We start from the raw sequence: 18438 nt of genomic DNA, 5'->3' as shown, positions 1-18438 counted from the left end.
TGAGTATTACTTTGAATTTATTATATCATATTGTTGTAAATATGTTTTCAATTTTATCAAGGGAAATAGTTACAAATTTTACTTATTCTTTGTCTGGAATAACCTTAAAGAGATAATAGGTGATAAAGATGGTCAAAGCTCCTAGACCAATTTTGACTGGTAAAAGAGGTGCAAAATAAATGGAAATTCCCATCAAGATGTAAATAGAAACGATGATTTTTTTCTTACGTTCACGCGCAATAGACTTGGTTTCACGAAAGTCCGCTACGTAAGTCTGATAGAGTTTGGTATGATACAACCAATCTTCAAAACGCTTGGAACTTCTGGAGAAACAAGCAATAGACAACAACAGAAAAGGAGTTGTAGGCAACAAGGGCAAAACAACCCCAACAATAGCCAAGGCAAGTGATAAAAAACCAATTATCAGATAAATAAAACGCATAACTTCTCCTAATTAATACTCTTCGAAAATCTCTTCAAACCGCGTCAACGTCGCCTTGCCGTAGGTAGGGTTACTGACTTCGTCAGTTCTATCCACAACCTCAAAACAGTGTTTTGAGCTGACTTCGTCAGTTATATCCACAACCTCAAAACAGTGTTTTGAGCAACCTGTGGCTAGTTTCCTAGTTTGATCTTTGATTTTCATTGAGTATAAAATAATCTTCTTCTAGTTTCGCATACAATGATGAATTTTGTCAAGTTCTAACCAAAAAGAGCCCGAAATTCACTTTCAGGACTCTCTTCTTATTTAATCTTTTCTTCCTCGTAGTCACCTTTGCTACAAACAACCTGCTTGCCACCACCACGGACCTTCTTCTCCATAAGGAAGTTGCCACATTTTGGACAGTCACGACCAACAGGCTTGTCCCAAGAGGTAAATTCACATTCTGGGTAGCGATTGCAACCATAGAAGAGACGATTACGTTTGGTTTTTCGCTCAATGATTTGTCCCTGATGACAACTTGGACACTCAACCCCAATCTCTTTAACGATTGCTTGGGTATGACGACAATCTGGGAAGTTGCTACAAGCGTAGAACTTACCAAAACGACCAAGTTTAATGACCATTGGACTGCCACACACTTCACAGTCAAACCCAGCTGGTTCATCCTTAATTTGGATTTTTTCCATTTCTTCTTCAGCCTTGGCAACCTCTTTAGAGAAAGGTTTGTAAAAGGCATCAATGACACGTTGCCACTGCTCTTTTCCTACTTCGACGTCATCCAGTTTGCCCTCCATTTCAGCTGTGAAGGTCACGTTTACGATATCTGGGAAATATTCAACAATGAGCTTGTTAACAATTTCTCCCAACTCTGTTGGTTCAAAACGTTTGGCTGCAAGACGGACATAATAACGTTTCTGAATGGTTTCAATGGTTGGCGCGTAGGTGGACGGACGTCCAACCCCATTTTCCTCCAAGGTCTTAATCAGTGTTGCTTCAGAATAACGGGCAGGCGGTTGGGTGAAATGTTGCTCTGGTTTACTATTGACCTGTTTGACTACATCTCCAACAACCATATCTGGTAACATTTTATTCTTGTCAGAATCATTATAAATGGCAAGATAACCATCAAACTTAACCTGACTACCATTCGCAGCAAATTGAACCCCATTTTGAGATAATTTAACAGCCATGGTATCAAAAACAGCAGCTGTCATCTGACTCGCTACAAAACGATTCCAGATAAGAGTATAAAGCTTGAGCTGATCCTTGTCCAGATACTTAGCGATGCTTTCAGGTGTATTAAAAACGCTAGACGGGCGAATAGCTTCATGGGCATCCTGAGCTCCTGATGCATTTTTGACCTTGCTACCATGCCTAGAATACTTGCTACCAAAACGGTCCGTAATGAAACTTGCTGCTTCGTTCTGTGCCACTGGACTGATACGAGTCGAATCTGTACGCATATAGGTAATCAAACCTTGAACACCAGAACCAATATTAATCCCCTCATAGAGCTGTTGGGCAACCATCATGGTTTTTCGAGTACGGAAATTGATTTTATTGGCAGCATCCATCTGCATAGATGAAGTGGTATAGGGTAAAGGAGCATTTCGTTTGCGCTCTTTCTTATCTACCTGATCCACTGAAAAGTCTTTACCAGTCAGACGAGACAGAACTTCCTTGACCTCATCATTGCTAGTCAGTTTCAGCTTTTTACCATCTACTCCATAGAAAGCAGCCTGAAATTGCTTGGTTCCCTTTTTAAAGATACCATCAATTGTCCAGTATTCTTCAGGCTGAAAGGCATTGATTTCATTCTCACGGTCAATGATTAACTTAAGCGCAATGGACTGGACGCGACCTGCTGACAAGCCCTTTTTAACCTTCTTCCATAAAATAGGGGAAATCGAATAGCCTACCAAGCGGTCCAGGACACGGCGTGCCTGTTGGGCATCGACCAAGTCCATATCAATCTTACGCGGTTCTTTAAAAGCATTTTTGACCGCATCCTTGGTAATTTCATTGAAGACCACACGGTTGGCATCATTTTCATCTAAGTTGAGAATATGGGCCAAATGCCAAGAAATCGCTTCTCCTTCACGGTCCGGGTCACTCGCCAGAAAGACTTTATTAGCTTTTTTGGCTTCTTTTTTCAAGTCATTAATGAGAGGACCTTTTCCTCGGATATTGATATATTGCGGTTCATAATTATTTTCAATATCGACGGACATACTGGATTTCTTCAAATCACGGATATGACCGACACTGGCTAAAACCTTGTAGTTTCTGCCGAGATATTTTTCAATCGTCTTGGCCTTAGCAGGCGACTCCACGATTACTAGATTTTTTTTAACAGTTGATTTTTTCTTTTTTGTTGCCGTAGCCACAGTATCACTCCTTTTCAAAGTAATAAACTTTATAAAGTGTAAACCATTTTGCCATAACTGTCAAGACTTAGCTACTATATATAGAAGAAAAGTTAGTTTAAAAAGAGAAATTTCATTTTAAAATTCAAATTCCGCAAGAACATCTTGCCCACTGGTGACCAATTTTGCCCCTTCTTGAATCAAATAATGACAACCGTCTGATAGGCCATCTAAAATGCTACCAGGAATAGCAAAGACATCGCGTCCTTCTTCCATTGCCCTCTCACAGGTAATGAGACTACCCGAGCGCATCTTAGCCTCTGCTACAATCACGCCACGGCAAAGTCCAGCAATGATGCGATTACGGGCAGGAAAATGAAATTTCAAGGGTTGTTCGCCTGGTCCGTACTCACTGAGAACCAGATGATCATTTCCGATGTAGTCTTGCAAGCGTTTATTGGCTTTAGGATAAAACACATCCAGACCTGTTCCAATCACTGCAATGGTTTTTCCGCCATTCTGAAGAGCTGCCATATGAGCTGCTGTATCAATCCCCTTGGCTAATCCACTGACGACAACCAGTTCATTTTCCAAGCCTTGAATGACTTTTTCAACTGACTTAGCTCCCTGTTTACTACAAGCACGACTTCCTACGACTGCTACCTTAGGAAATTTCAAGAGATCCAAATTCCCCTTGTAAAATAAAAGCACAGGTGCATCATATATTTCACTCAAATCCCAAGGATAACAGTCATCTAAAATAGAGAAAGATGGAAATTTTTGAAACTCCTTCTCCAAATGCGCATCATCTATCTGAAAATAACGTTCCATAAAAACGGCTGGATTTCGGCAACCTGATATATCTGCAATATCTCCTAACAACAGTTCTTGATCGAAATTTTCACCATATTCTAGGACCTTCAAAACCTGTTGATTGGTCAAACCTGATTTTTTAAACTTATAGATTTCATAGTTTGTGATTTTCATAAATAGCTCCATTTCTTTTTCTACTCATCTATCTATTCGTAAAAAAATCAAAAAACATCCGACTATTTTAGCCAGATGTTGGAATCTTTAATTTTCGTTTTTAAGAATTTCTTCTAATTTATGATAGTCTTGAACACTATCGATTTCATAGATGCTATTGCCTTCTAATTCTTCAACATAGACATCTAGCTCTTTGATATTGTCCTTAACCATATTGTCCCAATAGAGATCAACAAATTCCCCACTTGCATAAGCCTTGTCGATAAAGCTGACAATCTTTTCTGCAGTTGGAGCATCCCAGAAGGATACACCACTCAGGATGCGACCTGCCTTGCTATCAACAATAATGTCTTGAACCTTGTAGTCATCTCCATAGACCAAGAACCATTCGTTGGTACAATCTTCACGATAGACACTAAAATAAGTCGAACGTGTCAAATCATTGCGGAACATATTTTTAAAGAGATAATTGTCGGCATCAATAACATAGCTGTTAGCCAATTCTTCTTTTACAAGATAGAGAGAGTAAAAGTTATTGTAGTCAGCGTATTTATCATTGAAAACGAGTCGAACTCCATATTTTTCTTTCAAGTAATCAAATTGTTCTTTAAGGTAACCAACGATGATGATGATGTCATGGATCCCTTTTTCTTTTAGAAACTCAATTTGGTATTCAATCAGGGGTTTTTGATTAACCTGAACCAAAGCTTTAGGGGTATTTTCAGTCATAGGACGCAAGCGAGTTCCCAATCCCGCTGCTAAGATGATGGCTTTCACACGAATCTCCTTTATTCTTTAATAATAATATAAACTCCAGCAATGACAACAAGTGACGTAATAATGGTCAGCATATCTAGCGGTGCGCCCAAGAAAACAACTGCAAACAAGACAGTCCATACTACATAGCTCACGTTCAAGCCTGTAGCCTTGGCTGGTTGCAAGCGATTGATAGCGATATAATAAGCCAAGTAGGAAATCATATCAAAGGCAGCAAAGACAATCATGAGAACTAGTAACTGTCCATTAGCTACTTCAGCAAATGACTGATGAGAGAAGAGCACAATCACAAGATAGGACAAGAATGAAGTCACTTGACGGATTAAAAGGGCTTCGATTTCACTTAATTCACTTTCCATGGCAAAAGAGCTAAGAACACTTTCACTTCCCCATGCAATAGCACAAATCAAAGCACAGAGAATCCCAATGTAGAAGGAATTGACCTGTTCAACCTTATAGGTCTGAGCAATAATCCCTGCAATAATTAAGACAATCCCAAACACAGTATTTTTCGAAATCTTGTGCTTCAAAAAGAAGAAAGCCAATAAAACTGAAATCGCAGGGTAAATAGCCGATACAGATGAAGCTAAGGAACTTCCGATATACTTAACCGCATAAAGATTGGCCTGCATACCGATTGGTCCTGCTAGCAAGGCTCCGACGATGACACTCACATTGCGAACATTTAAGAAAATCGAGAGACGAACTTTTCCTTCTTTTATCAAAAGAAAAGCTAGTAAGATAAAGATACTCAAGAAATCGTGAGCAGCAGCCACCACAAAGGGCGACAAATCTGTAAAAATCGAAAAGATATAAGCACTAATCGTTAGACCTAAACCCCAGAAAATGCCTGAGAGTAGACCAAAAGAAACTCCAGTTTTAGTTTTCATCTGAACCTCCATAATAAGCCAAACCTTTAACAGCTCTTTGGTAACGATTCACACCATAGTCACCAAAATCTGCACCTTGCTCTTCCTTATAGACAGTCCATAGACTCCAAATCGTATCTTGTAAAATTTTATAGATTGCAATCTTTTCTCGAGAGACAGGTGTTTTGTCACTTTCATAGTAAGATAAGAAGGATTCTTCCTCTTGGGGAGTGAATTCAGACTCTAAAAAGAGGGAGGCCAAATCCCACATTGGATCGTTCATTGATGAATATTCCCAGTCAATCAGATAAAGTCGTCCTTGAGGTGATTCGATAAAGTTTTCAGGCACCAAATCGATGTGACAAGATTTTCTGTCAACACCTAAGTCAGCCAGTCTTTTCTCTAAGGAGAAGACTTCTTCTCGAACAGCTTCATAATTGGCATAAGGGATTTTCTCTTCAATCAAGGATTCGTATTTTTTGATTTCTTCAAAAGGAGCAAACTCTCCTCTTAATTCCTTGCCAGAAGCATGAACCGTTTGTAATATTGGAGCAATTTTATCAAATTTGGTCTTGATTGACGTTGAATCAAGCGTAATGGCAGATTCGATATACTCGTTTACTTTGATACCAGCTTCAATATCAAAAAGATAATTTTTGACATCTAGGTCTAAATCTTTGAGTAGTTCAAGATTGTACTTTTCATCTTGACGATTGATCAGTTTTTCTGTCCCTTTACCAAAGAACTTAACGATGTATTGCTTATTTGTTGTTTTGACCAAATAGTTTTGATTAGTCATTCCCCCCAGTTGCTCAACACTGAGGACTTCCTCTTCTTGACTAAGTAAGGAAGAAATGTTTTCTTTTATGATTTTCTCCACAATTAACCTCCAGCACCTATACTTCCCACTTAAACACTGTTTTAAAGGCTGTGTTTAAATCAGTTGCAAAGACACGGTGAATATCTTTAATTTCTCTTACAGGTTCTTCTAGATAAAGGATATTTTTAAGACGATTGGCAAATTTCTTGACTTCCATCATTTGGATGGCATTTTCAAAATCGATGCGACCAGAACGAGAGGACCCAACCAAGAGCAAGCCCTTTTCTAGGGCATCGCGTGTATTGAGATTGACTTTATATTCGCTAACGCCCATCATGAGAATCGTTCCCTGAGGACGAATGTAGCGAATCAGGTCATTAATGGCTGGTCCAGTACCATCACCACCACAACACTCAAAAGCATGGTCAAAGACCAAATCTTCAGGAATATTATCAGTAATATAGCATTCTTTGGCAAAAGAGAAGAGTTCTAATTTTTCCCAATGACGACCAATAACTACAATCTCTGCTTCTGGCAAAGTATAGTTGATAATATTTGCAACCACAAAAGCTAAACTTCCATCTCCGATAACGGCAATTCGGTCCCGCTTGCTATGAGCAAGGGTCAATAGACGATTCATAGCATGCATACCAACGCTAACAAACTCTGTAATGGCTGCAACCGTATCTTCGATAGCATCGTAAGCCACAACACGGTCTTTAGGGAGAGAGACAAACTCTCTCATAAAGCCATCAAATCCACTAGACAAGAAATGGGTCCCTGTCATGTAGTTTTCATAGAATTCTTCATCGCTCTGCATCGGAGGCTGATTCGGAATCATAACAACTTTTTGCCCAATCTCATAAGTTCCTGTCGGGTCAGAAATAACGGTTCCACATGACTCGTGAATCATTGCCATTGGAAGTTTTTTATTCAAAATCTTTGGATCAGGTTTTCCTTGGTAGTAACGCTGATCCGCATGACAGACTGCCATATAATTAGGACGGATGAGGATATGATTCTCTTGATCAATAGCCTCTTCCTGGTATTTGACATTGATAAACTTGGGCTTTGTTAGTTGATAAATTTGATTAATCATTTTACTAGTCTTTCTCAATCATACTTTTTGCAATTTTCAAATCTGTTACGGTTGTGATTTTTAGATTTGAATATTCACCCTTCGCCAAGGCCACATCTTTTCCTTTGAACACAAAGATTTTACATGCATCTGTCAAGATTTCCTTCTCTTCAGCAGAGAGAGAAATGTAAAGGTCCATGAAATCCTTGCCACGGAATGTTTGAGGTGTTTGTCCTTGATAAAGGTGAGTACGATTTGGGATATCTGTAATAAATTGACCATTGGTACTTTCAACGATAGTATCAACCGCTTCTACTACTGTATCCACTGCGTTATAATTTTGGACAAGTTGGATATTGTCCTGAATCATGCGAAGTGTAATAAATGGGCGAATAGAATCGTGTGTAACTACGATATCCTCTGGAGTAAGCGGACAAGAAGCATCAATGACTTCAATGATTTCTCAATACTTGTATTGCGGTCAGCACCACCCTTTGTAATGATGATACGTTCCTTATGAAGAGGAAGATATTTTTCTACAAGATCCTCTGCATGGGAAACCCAGTCTCCATGAACACCAACTACAATTTTTTCAATGCTTGGTTCCAAGACAAATTTCTCAATTGTATGAATCAAGATAGGTCGATCACCTAGCTCTAAAAATTGTTTTGGCAAGTTACTGATTCCCATGCGTGTGCCAGTTCCACCAGCAAGAATTCCTGCATAAATCATCTATTTTCTCCTTTGTCTTACTAAAAAAACTTATTCTCTCTATTATACCACAATCTAGTCCTATCATGAAAGAAATACCGACCCTCCCCTTCTAGAATAGGAGGAATAAGCAGTTCTATTCTTCAAAAAAGCTAGTCCATTTCTAGTAATAACTAGGAATTCTGTAGTCATTACTAATAAATGGCTGTGAAATTTTAGAGTTCTTCAGAATAATATACTTTTCTTAAAGAAAACTTAAAATTAAACTTTGAAACTTCAAAGTGATTGTTTGACTTACTGCCCCTCATTTCTTATTAGCCGACTTTATGATATAAATACGAATGGGCTCGAGACAAGTATTGAAAATAAAAAAACACATAATATCAAGAATTGAAAAAACTTGATACTATGCGTTTTATTGTGGGGAGATTTACTTCATTTTCTACTGAAATTGAGTTTTTGCCCAGCCTTTTACTTCTTTCCATGAATCAACTAATACTACTTTCTCTTTGTTGATCTTCAAACCGATACAAAATTGATTTTAACGAATTTAAAAAATATCGAAAAGAAGCTTAATATTGAGAATGGTTAAGATGATTGAAACTACGTAGCCTAGGATGGTGTTCCATTTGGCATTGGTAAATTCTCCCATCACTGACTTCTGAGAAGTCAGATAAATTAAGGGAAAAATCGAGAATGGAAGAGCGATTGAAAGAAAGACCTGTGAATAGACCAATAACTGATCTAAGGTCTTTTCTTGATACCCAAATAAGACAGCGACTATGATCACAGGAATCAAAGCAAAAATACGTGTACCGATACGGATGATCCACTGAGGCAATTTCAGATGCAAGAAACCTTCCATGACAATCTGTCCTGTCAAGGTACCTGTGATAGTAGAATTTTGGCCACTTGCTAAGAGGGCTAGAGCAAATAAAGTTGACAGAGTTGAGCTAGCTATTGCTCCTGCTATTGTAGAATCCTGCAAAGCGTTGTACATTTGGGAGAATGCTGAAATTTCGGACGCATGACCAAAAAAGAGCGATGCTCCTAAAATGAGAAGTAAGGAATTGACAACAAAGGCTAGGGATAACTGAAGATTTGAGTCCCAGGTCATAAAACGGACAGCTTTTCGAATATCTTTTTTATCCTTATAGTTGATTTTTCTTGTTTGAGATAGGGATGAATGAAGATAAAGATTATGGGGCATGACTGTCGCTCCCACAATCCCTAAAGCCAAAGTCAATTGACTCTCATGTCCTGGCAAGGAACTTTCAAATAAAGTCGAAGTCGGTAAATAGCCACCAAAAATCCCCTGCATACTTGGATTGGATAAAGCCACCAGATAAGAAAAGATTCCTAATATAGTTAAGATAAGGGTTGTAACAATAGCTTCAATCTTCTTGAAGCCAAATTTCATCAACAAAAGCAAAAGAAATACATCTAAAACCGTTAGGAGGATAGCCACCATAATCGGTATTTTAAACAAAAGATTCAAGGCAATCGCTGAACCCAAAACCTCAGCCAAGTCTGTCGCCATTAAAGCTAATTCTACAATCACCCACAGACTATAACGGAGCCACTTAGGAGCATGATGAGCTGTTGCCTGCGCTAAATCCATCCTAGTCACAATACCGAGCTTTCCAGCCATCTGTTGTAATTGCATGGCGATGATGGATGATATCAAAATAACGAATAAGAGACTATACTTGTAGGAAGCACCACCAACCACACTAGTAATCCAGTTTCCAGGATCCATATATCCAACAGCCACAAGAGCGCCAGGCCCTAAAAATGCTTTTAGATTTTGCCAAAAATGATTGTTATTCGGAGTTTCAATAGATTGATTGATCTCAGAAAGAGAGATCTTTTTGTAAGAAGACATAGGCATATTCACTTTCTAATCTTGTCTTTACCTAGTTTATTAATGGGATTTTGAAAATACAATAAAAATAGTTTCCTATTTACAATTTATTCATATTATATCACATTTTGAAATGATTCCTAAGGAAAGCATGATCGTTAAAGCAAGCAAGACCTGTATTGCAAAAGCCAGCGTTTTCGATCGCTGGCTTTAAAAATGTAAAAATTTTTTCTCAACTAGATTGCTTCTGTAACAAAACTACGGCTTTCAAGTACTTTAAGCATAGCATTAGCTGTATCCAAGGCTGTGAAGAGGGGCACTCCGTGTTCAATGGCTGAACGGCGAATCTGCTCACCATCTTCATCAGCAGTTCGTTTTGTTCCAACTGTGTTAATGATAGCTTGGATTCTTCCTTTACGAACAAAGCTTGGGATATCTTTATCGTCATCACCAATCTTACCAACAGGTTGGGCTTGCAATCCATGACTAGCAAAGAAGGCTGCTATTCCTTCTGTCGCGAGGATTCCATAGCCAATATCTTGGAAACGACGAGCCAAATCCAAAGCTTCTTCCTTGGCATCATCAGCGATAGTAAAGACAACATTCCCAAAGGTTGGCAAGTGTAGGTAAGAAGCTTCAAAGGCCTTGTAGAGAGCTTTTTCCAAAGTCGTATCAGAACCCATAACCTCGCCTGTTGACTTCATCTCAGGACCCAGCAAGCTGTCTACTTTCGCTAGCTTGGTAAATGAGAAGACTGGTGCTTTAATATGAACTCGAGTACTTTCTGGGTAAAGTCCATCTTGGTAACCAAGTTCTTCAAGACTTTGACCAAGAATGAGCTTGGTCGCCACCTGAGCCATAGGGATATTGGTTACTTTAGAAAGGAACGGTACGGTACGGCTAGCACGAGGGTTTACTTCGATAACGTATACTTTCTCATCCTTGATAACAAACTGAATGTTCATCATCCCAAGACAGTTGAGGCCGATTGCTAGACGTTTGGTGTAGTCTGCAATCGTTTCTTGCACTTTTTGCGACAAGGTTTGAGGAGGATAAACCGCCATGGAGTCACCTGAATGGACACCAGCGCGTTCGATATGCTCCATGATACCAGGGATGAGGACATTTTCTCCGTCTGAGATGGCATCGACTTCACACTCTTGCCCAACGATGTAAGAGTCAACAAGCACTGGGTGGTCTGGACTTGCCTTAACGGCTGTGCGCATGTAAGAACGAAGATCATCTTCATTCTCAACGATTTCCATGGCACGTCCACCCAAGACATATGAAGGGCGAACGAGAACTGGGAAACCAATCTTACGAGCAGCAAGCACTGCTTCTTCTTCGTTTGTAGCAGTCTGTCCAGGTGGCTGTGGAATATCCAAGTCTTTAAGAGCTTGCTCAAAGAGGTCACGGTCTTCGGCACGGTCTAGGTCAGCAACCTGCGTACCAAGGATAGTCACACCTGCTTTTGCTAATGGCTCCGCAAGGTTGATAGCTGTCTGACCACCGAACTGAACAATAACACCCTTTGGTTGCTCCAAATCAATGATATTCATGACATCTTCGAATGTTAATGGTTCAAAGTAAAGTTTATCTGATACAGAGAAATCTGTAGAAACTGTCTCTGGGTTCGAGTTCATAATGATGGCTTCGTAGCCAGCAGCCTGGATTGCCTTAACAGAGTGAACTGTTGCGTAGTCAAACTCTACCCCTTGACCGATACGGATTGGACCAGAACCTAGGACCAGTACAGATTCCTTATCAGACTTGACAGACTCGTTTTCCCAACCATAGGTTGAATAGAAGTATGGAGTTTCTGATTCAAACTCTGCCGCACAGGTATCAACCATCTTGTAAACTGGAACAATCTTGTTTTCCAAACGAAGCTGACGAACTTGGTTAGCTTTAGTTTTCCAGAGCTCAGCAACCTTACGATCTGAGAAGCCATTGAGTTTGGCTGTTTTCAAAACTTCTAGATCTTGTGGGTGGGCACCTAATTCTTGCTCAATTTCAAAGATATGCAAGAGTTTATCCAGATAAAAGATATCAATTTTTGTAAGCTCAGCGATTTCCTCTGGTGTGTAACCACGGCGTATAGCTTCTGATACATAGAAGAGACGGTCATCTTGGGCCTTGACAACTTTTTCAATCAAGGCATCATCAGAAACATCTGCAAGCTCAGGCATTTCATTGTGATGAACCCCAATTTCAAGTGAACGACAAGCTTTAAGAAGTGACTCCTCGATGTTACGACCGATAGCCATGACTTCACCAGTTGCTTTCATCTGAGTTCCAAGACGACGTTCACCCTTTTCAAACTTGTCAAATGGGAAGCGCGGAATCTTAGCAACCACGTAGTCAAGGGCAGGCTCAAACATGGCATAGGTTGAACCTGTAACTGGGTTGATAACTTCATCCAAGGTCAAACCTACTGCAATCTTGGCAGCCAACTTAGCAATTGGGTAACCTGTCGCCTTAGAAGCAAGTGCTGACGAACGTGACACACGAGGGTTTACTTCGATGACATAGTACTTAAAACTGTGCGGGTCAAGAGCTAGCTGAACGTTACATCCCCCTTCAATCTTAAGGGCACGAATGATGCTCAAGCTCGCATCACGTAGCATTTGGTTTTCATAGTCTGACATGGTTTGCGCAGGAGCAAATACAATGGAGTCCCCTGTGTGAATCCCAACCGGGTCAAAGTTTTCCATGTTACAAACAACGAGGGCATTGTCAGCCGAGTCACGCATGACTTCGTATTCGATTTCCTTAAAACCTGCGATTGAACGCTCAATCAAACATTGAGTAACAGGTGACAGCTTCAACCCATTTTCAGCGATTTCACGCAATTCTTCCTCGTTGGCACACATACCACCACCAGTACCACCTAGGGTAAAGGCTGGACGGACGATCACTGGGTAGCCAATTGTCGCTGCAAAGGCAACGGCTTCTTCCACAGTGTTGACAATTTCAGATTCAGGAATTGGTTGGTTGAGCTCTTCCATCAATTGTTTAAAGAGGTCACGATCCTCCGCTTGGTCAATAGCAGATAATTTAGTTCCCAGAAGCTCAACTCCAAGCTCATCTAGGATACCATTTTTAGACAATTCCATGGCCATGTTGAGTCCTGTCTGACCTCCAAGAGTTGGGAGCAAGGCATCTGGACGTTCTTTACGGAGAATACGCGTCACAAACTCAAGTGTAATCGGTTCGATGTAGACCTTGTCAGCAATCTCCTTGTCTGTCATGATAGTTGCAGGGTTTGAGTTAACCAAGACAACCTCATAGCCTTCCTCTTTCAAGGACAAGCAAGCTTGGGTCCCAGCGTAGTCAAACTCAGCAGCCTGACCAATAATAATCGGACCAGAACCAATCACCATAATTTTTTGAATATCAGTACGTTTAGGCATAGTTTATGATACAAAGCCTGTAAAGAACACAGTGAAAATAGAAAACTCGGTGCAGACGCCTTCAGCGTCAAGACGATGTTTATCTTTTTCACAAAGTTCTTAGGGCGTGTTCACTTCCGCGAACAATGTATCTTCTCCTTTCTATTCGGCAACTCTCTGGTTGCCATTAAATAAATTCTCCGATGATTTTTTAGCGAAACGATACTTTTCGGTAAAAAATCTAGTGCAGGGATTTTTTAGTTCGCCTGATAGCGACTAAAAGAAACGACCTGCCTTTCTATTCGTCGCCTCTCAGGGCGACATTAAATAAGATACAAAGGACGAATAGAAAACGATTGAATTTTAGGAAACCAAGGAAGGATTGACAATCCAAATTGGTTTCTCTAAATTCCGAGCTTTCCGTCCGTGTTCAGTTACATAAATTCTCCGACGAGCTTTTACTCGTTCTTAGTTTGATTGTTTAAAAGCTTCCATCATCTCGATAAACTCGTCAAATAGGTAGCTAGCGTCGTGTGGACCAGGGGCTGCATCTGGATGGTATTGAACAGAGAAACCTGGTTGATATCTGTGACGCACACCTTCCACTGACTTGTCATTGATTTCTTCGTGGGTGATAATCAAGTGTTCTGGCAAATCCTCACGGCTAACTGCATAACCGTGGTTCTGACTGGTGAAGTCCACACGTCCTGTAGCAATTTCGCGTACCGCATGGTTAAATCCACGGTGTCCAAATTTCATCTTGTAGGTCTTAGCACCATTTGCCATTGCAAAGAGTTGATGCCCCATACAAATACCAAAGATTGGAATTTTTCCTTGCACACCACGAATCATGTCCAATGCTTCTGGAACATCTTCTGGGTTTCCTGGACCATTTGACAACATCACTCCGTCAGGATTGAGGTGGAGAATTTCTTCTGCCGTTGTTGAATAAGGAACAACCGTCACGTTACAGTTGCGTTTAGAAAGCTCACGTAGGATTGAGTGCTTGAGACCAAAGTCCACTAACACCACGCTCAAACCAACTCCTGGAGCTGGATAGGACGTTTTAGTAGAAACCTGCTTGATATTATCTGTCGGCAAAACTGTTGCTTGGAGCTGATCCGTCACATGGTCCATACTGTCCCCAACATGGGTCAAGGTTGCACGCATCGTACCATGCTTACGGATAATCTTGGTAAGGGCACGCGTATCAATTCCTGAAATACCTGGAATTTTCTTGGCTTTCAAAAATTCATCTAGCGTCATTTGGTTGCGCCAGTTGCTAGCTCTACGCGCTTCTTCAAAAACAACGACTCCCTTACAAGTTGGAATAATGGATTCGTAATCATCACGGTTAATCCCATAATTTCCTACCAAAGGATAAGTAAAGGTCAAGATTTGTCCATTATAAGACTGGTCTGTAATGGATTCTTGGTAGCCGGTCATGCCTGTATTAAAGACGATTTCGCCTGTTACATCAATATCTGCTCCGAAGGCCTTGCCTTCAAAAACTGTGCCATCTTCTAATACTAGAAGTCTTTTTGTCATATTTTCACCTCTCGTGGACGCTCACTGGCGTCTTTTAACGTCTTGTGTTTTAGTTGGCGTTTCTACTCGCCAGTACGGATTCTAAGATTGCCATTCGAACAAAGACACCGTTGGTCATTTGTTGGACAATGCGTGATTTTGACGCTTCAACCAAGTGGTCTGCAGTTTCCACATCGCGATTCACTGGAGCAGGATGCATAATAATGGCTTCTTCTTTTAAGCGATTATAGCGTTCTTGGTTCAAGCCGTGTTGGGCATGGTAGTCTTCTTTTGAAAAAACTGCTCCACTATCATGGCGTTCATGTTGCACACGGAGCAACATCAAAACATCTACCTGATCAATGATTTCATCAATAGTTACAAACTGTCCATAGTCCGCAAACTCTTGACTTCTCCATTCCTCAGGTCCAGCAAAATAAAGTTCAGCTCCCAAACGTTTCAAAATCTGCATATTGGATTTGGCAACGCGTGAGTGGTCCAAGTCACCTGCAATAGCGACCTTGAGCCCCTCAAAGTGACCAAATTCCTCGTAAATAGTCATCAAATCAAGCAAACTCTGACTAGGATGTTGACCTGAACCATCTCCACCATTGATAATGGAAGTCGTAATCGACGGACTCGCAATCAACTCTCTGTAATAGTCGACCTCTGGGTGACGAATCACACAGACATCCACACCAAGCGCAGACAAGGTTAAGATGGTATCATACAGTGTTTCCCCTTTATTGACCGAGCTGGTCTTCACATCAAAGTCAAGTCGTTCCAGCCCCAGTTTAATCTCTGCCACTTCAAAGGACTTATGCGTCCGTGTAGAATCCTCAAAGAAAAGATTGGAGACAATCGGATGGTCCTCGTAAGGAAGCTGGACTCCATTTTTAAACTCAATTCCTCGCTTGATCAATTTCATCACTTGATCAACTGTAAGGTCTTCCATGGATACCACATGGTTCAGTGCTTGTTGATTTTCTGACATGGCTACTCCTTTAGCTTTCTAAGCTTCTTCAGTAATCAGAACTCTGTCTTGGCCATCAAGTTCTGTCATCTCTACGATGATTTCTTCAGAACGACTGGTTGGAATATTTTTCCCAACGTAATCTGGACGGATAGGCAATTCTCTATGTCCACGATCGACTAGAACTGCTAAACTCACGCGCGCAGGACGACCATGGCCTACAATATTATCAATAGCAGCACGGATGGTACGGCCTGTATAGAGCACATCGTCCACCAAGATAACTTCACGGTCTGTCACATCAACAGGAACCAAAGAAGTATCCTCTCCACTTTTAACATCATCACGGAAAGGTTTCGTATCCAATTCCACAACAGGAACTGAAAGATTTTCTAGCTGTTCCAAACGTTCTTGGATTCGGTGGGCGATAAAGACTCCGCGAGTTTTAATACCAGCCAAGACGATTTTGTTCAAATCTTTGTTGCGTTCGATAATCTCATAAGTAATACGTGTAATCGCTCGTTTGACAGTCAATTCATCTACAACTTCTTTTGTCTTCATGACAAACCTCCAAAAAGAAAAGTCTCCTTAAACAAGGAGACTTGAAATGTATAGCTAAGCAAGCCCTACTGCAAACAGTATAGACTTCACCCTTCTACTTTATCGCGCTCCTTGCCTGCCTCACGGGACAGGTTTAAAGGAATATTTAGTTATCAATTACTATAGCATAAAGCGATCCTAAAATCAAGCAAAAACTTTCGATGTTTCATCTTACAAATTGCTAAAATCATATAACTGTGGGTACTGGTCACACTCTGGATTTTTAGGATGACAAATGGCTCTTCCAAAATAAATCATGGCCTGATGGGCAGCTAACCACTGCTCAGGCGGCAAGATATCCATGACCCGTTTTTCCACCTCAAGTGGTGTCGCTGATTTTTTGACGATATCGTGGTGTTTGCAAATACGCTCCACATGAGTATCTACTGCAAAGGCTGGAATTCCAAATCCCACACTCATGACAACATTGGCTGTCTTGCGACCAACACCTGCTAGACTCTCTAATTCCTCACGTGTCTGAGGAACTTGACCATCAAACTCGTCCAGTAACTGTTGGGCACATTTTTTAAGGAATTTAGCCTTATTTCGATACAATCCCAGGCGAGAAATGTGTGAAGCAATCTCACTCTCTGTCGCCACAGACATGGCTTGTGGCGTTGGAAAGGCAGCAAAGAGACTTGGTGTAGCCTTATTTACCGCAGCATCCGTTGTCTGAGCTGACAACATGACCGCAACCAAGAGTTCAAAATGATTGGTGAAATCAAGACTGGGCTTGGCATCTGGAAACAGAGCAATGATTTCTTCTAGCACCTTTCGTGCTCGTTTTTTTGACAAGACCATTATTCGTCTCCGTCAAATAGTCCTTGTAAGCCAGCAAAAGGACTGTTTTCTTCTTTTTTGACTGCTTGTTGAGCATGGTATTCTTCTTCTGTCATGATTTGCCAGTCATTTCCTGAAACAAATCCTTGACCAGCTTCTTCTTCAGCTGTCAAAACCTTGATAGGAATGTTTAGTAGGATATTGTCTGACACGCTCTCAGCAAGGTCCAGTTCTCCATTTTCGATAGGCAAGACCAAGTCATCGTCTAAAACTTCCTGATCTAGTTGGTTAGTTGTACCTTCCATGAAAACTTCCGTTACTGGATAAGATTCAACTAACTCGACTGGTTCCATACTGCGACTTGAAGTAAGAACAATGGTATAAGATAGTTGATAATCTAAGAAATACATACGGTCTTCGTACTGTACTTTCCCAACAGCAAGGATATCTTTGACATCTAAAATTTCTTGATTACGTGCACGCAGGTCTGCCGCTAGATCTAACGTTTGTTCAAAACGCAAGCCTTCAGACTGATTACGAATTTCTTGAATATTGAATTTCATACTTCCTCCATAAAGATTTACTCTCTTCATTATACCATGAAAAGTTTACAAATCAGCACACCAAGCTTTGTAATTAAAATTCGATTTTTAATATTTAGTATGATGTTTTTTTGTTTTTTGATGCTATTCTAAAAAAAATAATACATTAGAGTAAGTAGGAAGCTCATATGAAAGACAAAGAACTCATTACTAATGCAACTCAACTCCTATCCAAGTTAAATAAAAATTTCCAAAGTTGTAAACAAGGAAAATCCGATGATCTTCAACTGCAAGAGCTGCTAAACACTACTATCAAGAGCTCACAAAAGCTGCAAAATTGAACAACAGTATCTTAATTGACCTTGAGAAATTTTACCAACGGACCAGCCTCTTGATTGGACTTGGCACACTTAATCTGAATGAACAAACTCGTACTGCTTAGCGAAACTATGATGAATTCCATTACGAGCATGTTAAACACGTGTTGACCTTCTATGGACCTATTTTGGATTTTAGAGCTTGGAATTTCCAGTTTTCTATTGACAAAATATCCTGAAAGGTATAGGATAGAGGTACTAATACTCGGAGGTAATGGAGACATGAACAACTAAGTCTATCAAATAAAGAACCTTTATTTAGTAGATCTTGTTTTTGTCTCTTTTTGTGTATTCTTTTTTCTGCTGCTTTCTCAGCCCTTTTAAAAGAGG

15 protein-coding genes and 2 pseudogenes are annotated in these 18438 nt (G+C 40.4%); 1 reads left to right on the top strand and 16 read right to left on the bottom strand.

What is annotated here, in order from left to right; all coding sequences use genetic code 11:
- Positions 1-82 precede the first annotated feature (82 nt).
- The 16 genes and pseudogenes from D2908_RS04835 to D2908_RS04760 form a co-directional block, all read right to left on the bottom strand.
- Positions 83-442, bottom strand: a complete 360-nt coding sequence (locus tag D2908_RS04835; protein ID WP_117305290.1) for a YbaN family protein — start codon at positions 440-442, stop codon at positions 83-85.
- Between the two features lie 12 nt (positions 443-454).
- Positions 455-646, bottom strand: a complete 192-nt coding sequence (locus D2908_RS09940) for a hypothetical protein (RefSeq protein WP_165847443.1) — start codon at positions 644-646, stop codon at positions 455-457.
- Between the two features lie 98 nt (positions 647-744).
- A complete protein-coding gene (gene topA, locus D2908_RS04825) occupies positions 745-2832 on the bottom strand; it encodes a type I DNA topoisomerase (protein ID WP_117305289.1) in 2088 nt (695 codons plus the stop codon).
- Positions 2833-2949: 117 nt separating this feature from the next.
- Positions 2950-3798 carry a DNA-processing protein DprA gene (gene dprA, locus D2908_RS04820; protein ID WP_117305287.1) on the bottom strand — a complete coding sequence of 283 codons (849 nt, stop codon included), beginning with the start codon at positions 3796-3798 and terminating at the stop codon, positions 2950-2952.
- A gap of 87 nt (positions 3799-3885) precedes the next feature.
- On the bottom strand, positions 3886-4575 hold the full coding sequence (locus D2908_RS04815) for a CTP--phosphocholine cytidylyltransferase (protein ID WP_020902399.1): 690 nt from the start codon (positions 4573-4575) through the stop codon (positions 3886-3888).
- 11 nt (positions 4576-4586) lie between these two features.
- The gene (locus tag D2908_RS04810) at positions 4587-5465 is read right to left on the bottom strand and encodes a DMT family transporter (protein ID WP_117305285.1); all 879 of its coding nucleotides are present in this window, start codon (positions 5463-5465) and stop codon (positions 4587-4589) included.
- Positions 5455-6324: a phosphotransferase family protein gene (locus D2908_RS04805; protein WP_117305284.1), complete on the bottom strand. Its 870-nt coding sequence runs from the start codon at positions 6322-6324 to the stop codon at positions 5455-5457. Before D2908_RS04805 ends, D2908_RS04810 begins: the two co-directional genes overlap by 11 nt.
- Positions 6325-6340: 16 nt before the next feature.
- Positions 6341-7363 (bottom strand): ribitol-5-phosphate dehydrogenase, encoded by a 1023-nt coding sequence (locus D2908_RS04800; RefSeq protein WP_117305282.1) that lies wholly within the window; start codon positions 7361-7363, stop codon positions 6341-6343.
- A 4-nt stretch (positions 7364-7367) separates the two neighbouring features.
- A pseudogene (locus D2908_RS04795) lies at positions 7368-8074 on the bottom strand (2-C-methyl-D-erythritol 4-phosphate cytidylyltransferase).
- A 529-nt stretch (positions 8075-8603) separates the two neighbouring features.
- Positions 8604-9938, bottom strand: coding sequence for an Nramp family divalent metal transporter (locus D2908_RS04790; protein WP_117305422.1), 1335 nt, complete (start codon positions 9936-9938; stop codon positions 8604-8606).
- Between the two features lie 215 nt (positions 9939-10153).
- The gene (carB, locus tag D2908_RS04785; RefSeq protein WP_117305281.1) at positions 10154-13330 is read right to left on the bottom strand and encodes a carbamoyl-phosphate synthase large subunit; all 3177 of its coding nucleotides are present in this window, start codon (positions 13328-13330) and stop codon (positions 10154-10156) included.
- Positions 13331-13777: 447 nt separating this feature from the next.
- Complete coding sequence (locus D2908_RS04780) at positions 13778-14857, bottom strand: carbamoyl phosphate synthase small subunit (RefSeq protein WP_117305279.1); 1080 nt, start codon at positions 14855-14857, stop codon at positions 13778-13780.
- Positions 14858-14906: 49 nt separating this feature from the next.
- Complete coding sequence (locus tag D2908_RS04775) at positions 14907-15830, bottom strand: aspartate carbamoyltransferase catalytic subunit (RefSeq protein ID WP_117305277.1); 924 nt, start codon at positions 15828-15830, stop codon at positions 14907-14909.
- Positions 15831-15848: 18 nt separating this feature from the next.
- Positions 15849-16370: a bifunctional pyr operon transcriptional regulator/uracil phosphoribosyltransferase PyrR gene (pyrR, locus tag D2908_RS04770; protein ID WP_117305276.1), complete on the bottom strand. Its 522-nt coding sequence runs from the start codon at positions 16368-16370 to the stop codon at positions 15849-15851.
- A 210-nt stretch (positions 16371-16580) separates the two neighbouring features.
- On the bottom strand, positions 16581-17210 hold the full coding sequence (gene nth / locus D2908_RS04765; RefSeq protein WP_117305274.1) for an endonuclease III: 630 nt from the start codon (positions 17208-17210) through the stop codon (positions 16581-16583).
- On the bottom strand, positions 17210-17752 hold the full coding sequence (locus tag D2908_RS04760) for a DUF177 domain-containing protein (protein ID WP_049494836.1): 543 nt from the start codon (positions 17750-17752) through the stop codon (positions 17210-17212). The genes nth and D2908_RS04760 overlap by 1 nt, the downstream gene beginning before the upstream one ends.
- Positions 17753-17919: 167 nt before the next feature.
- Between D2908_RS04760 and D2908_RS04755 the strand changes: the two are divergent.
- Positions 17920-18287: pseudogene (locus D2908_RS04755) on the top strand (helicase BlpT).
- Positions 18288-18438: the final 151 nt, after the last annotated feature.

It is taken from the genome of Streptococcus sp. LQJ-218, from assembly GCF_003428885.1.
Classification (GTDB): Bacteria; Bacillota; Bacilli; order Lactobacillales; family Streptococcaceae; genus Streptococcus.
This window is presented reverse-complemented; position numbering and strand designations above follow the sequence as displayed.

What these genes read in the sequence shown, in the direction of transcription:
- D2908_RS04775 (WP_117305277.1), bottom strand. Translation starts at nt 15,830, where the DNA reads ATGTCAGAAAATCAACAAGCACTGAACCATGTGGTATCCATGGAAGAC.
- D2908_RS04835 (WP_117305290.1), bottom strand. Translation starts at nt 442, where the DNA reads ATGCGTTTTATTTATCTGATAATTGGTTTTTTATCACTTGCCTTGGCT.
- D2908_RS04800 (WP_117305282.1), bottom strand. Translation starts at nt 7,363, where the DNA reads ATGATTAATCAAATTTATCAACTAACAAAGCCCAAGTTTATCAATGTC.
- dprA (WP_117305287.1), bottom strand. Translation starts at nt 3,798, where the DNA reads ATGAAAATCACAAACTATGAAATCTATAAGTTTAAAAAATCAGGTTTG.
- carB (WP_117305281.1), bottom strand. Translation starts at nt 13,330, where the DNA reads ATGCCTAAACGTACTGATATTCAAAAAATTATGGTGATTGGTTCTGGT.
- pyrR (WP_117305276.1), bottom strand. Translation starts at nt 16,370, where the DNA reads ATGAAGACAAAAGAAGTTGTAGATGAATTGACTGTCAAACGAGCGATT.
- D2908_RS04790 (WP_117305422.1), bottom strand. Translation starts at nt 9,938, where the DNA reads ATGTCTTCTTACAAAAAGATCTCTCTTTCTGAGATCAATCAATCTATT.
- D2908_RS04810 (WP_117305285.1), bottom strand. Translation starts at nt 5,465, where the DNA reads ATGAAAACTAAAACTGGAGTTTCTTTTGGTCTACTCTCAGGCATTTTC.
- D2908_RS09940 (WP_165847443.1), bottom strand. Translation starts at nt 646, where the DNA reads ATGAAAATCAAAGATCAAACTAGGAAACTAGCCACAGGTTGCTCAAAA.
- D2908_RS04760 (WP_049494836.1), bottom strand. Translation starts at nt 17,752, where the DNA reads ATGAAATTCAATATTCAAGAAATTCGTAATCAGTCTGAAGGCTTGCGT.
- nth (WP_117305274.1), bottom strand. Translation starts at nt 17,210, where the DNA reads ATGGTCTTGTCAAAAAAACGAGCACGAAAGGTGCTAGAAGAAATCATT.
- D2908_RS04780 (WP_117305279.1), bottom strand. Translation starts at nt 14,857, where the DNA reads ATGACAAAAAGACTTCTAGTATTAGAAGATGGCACAGTTTTTGAAGGC.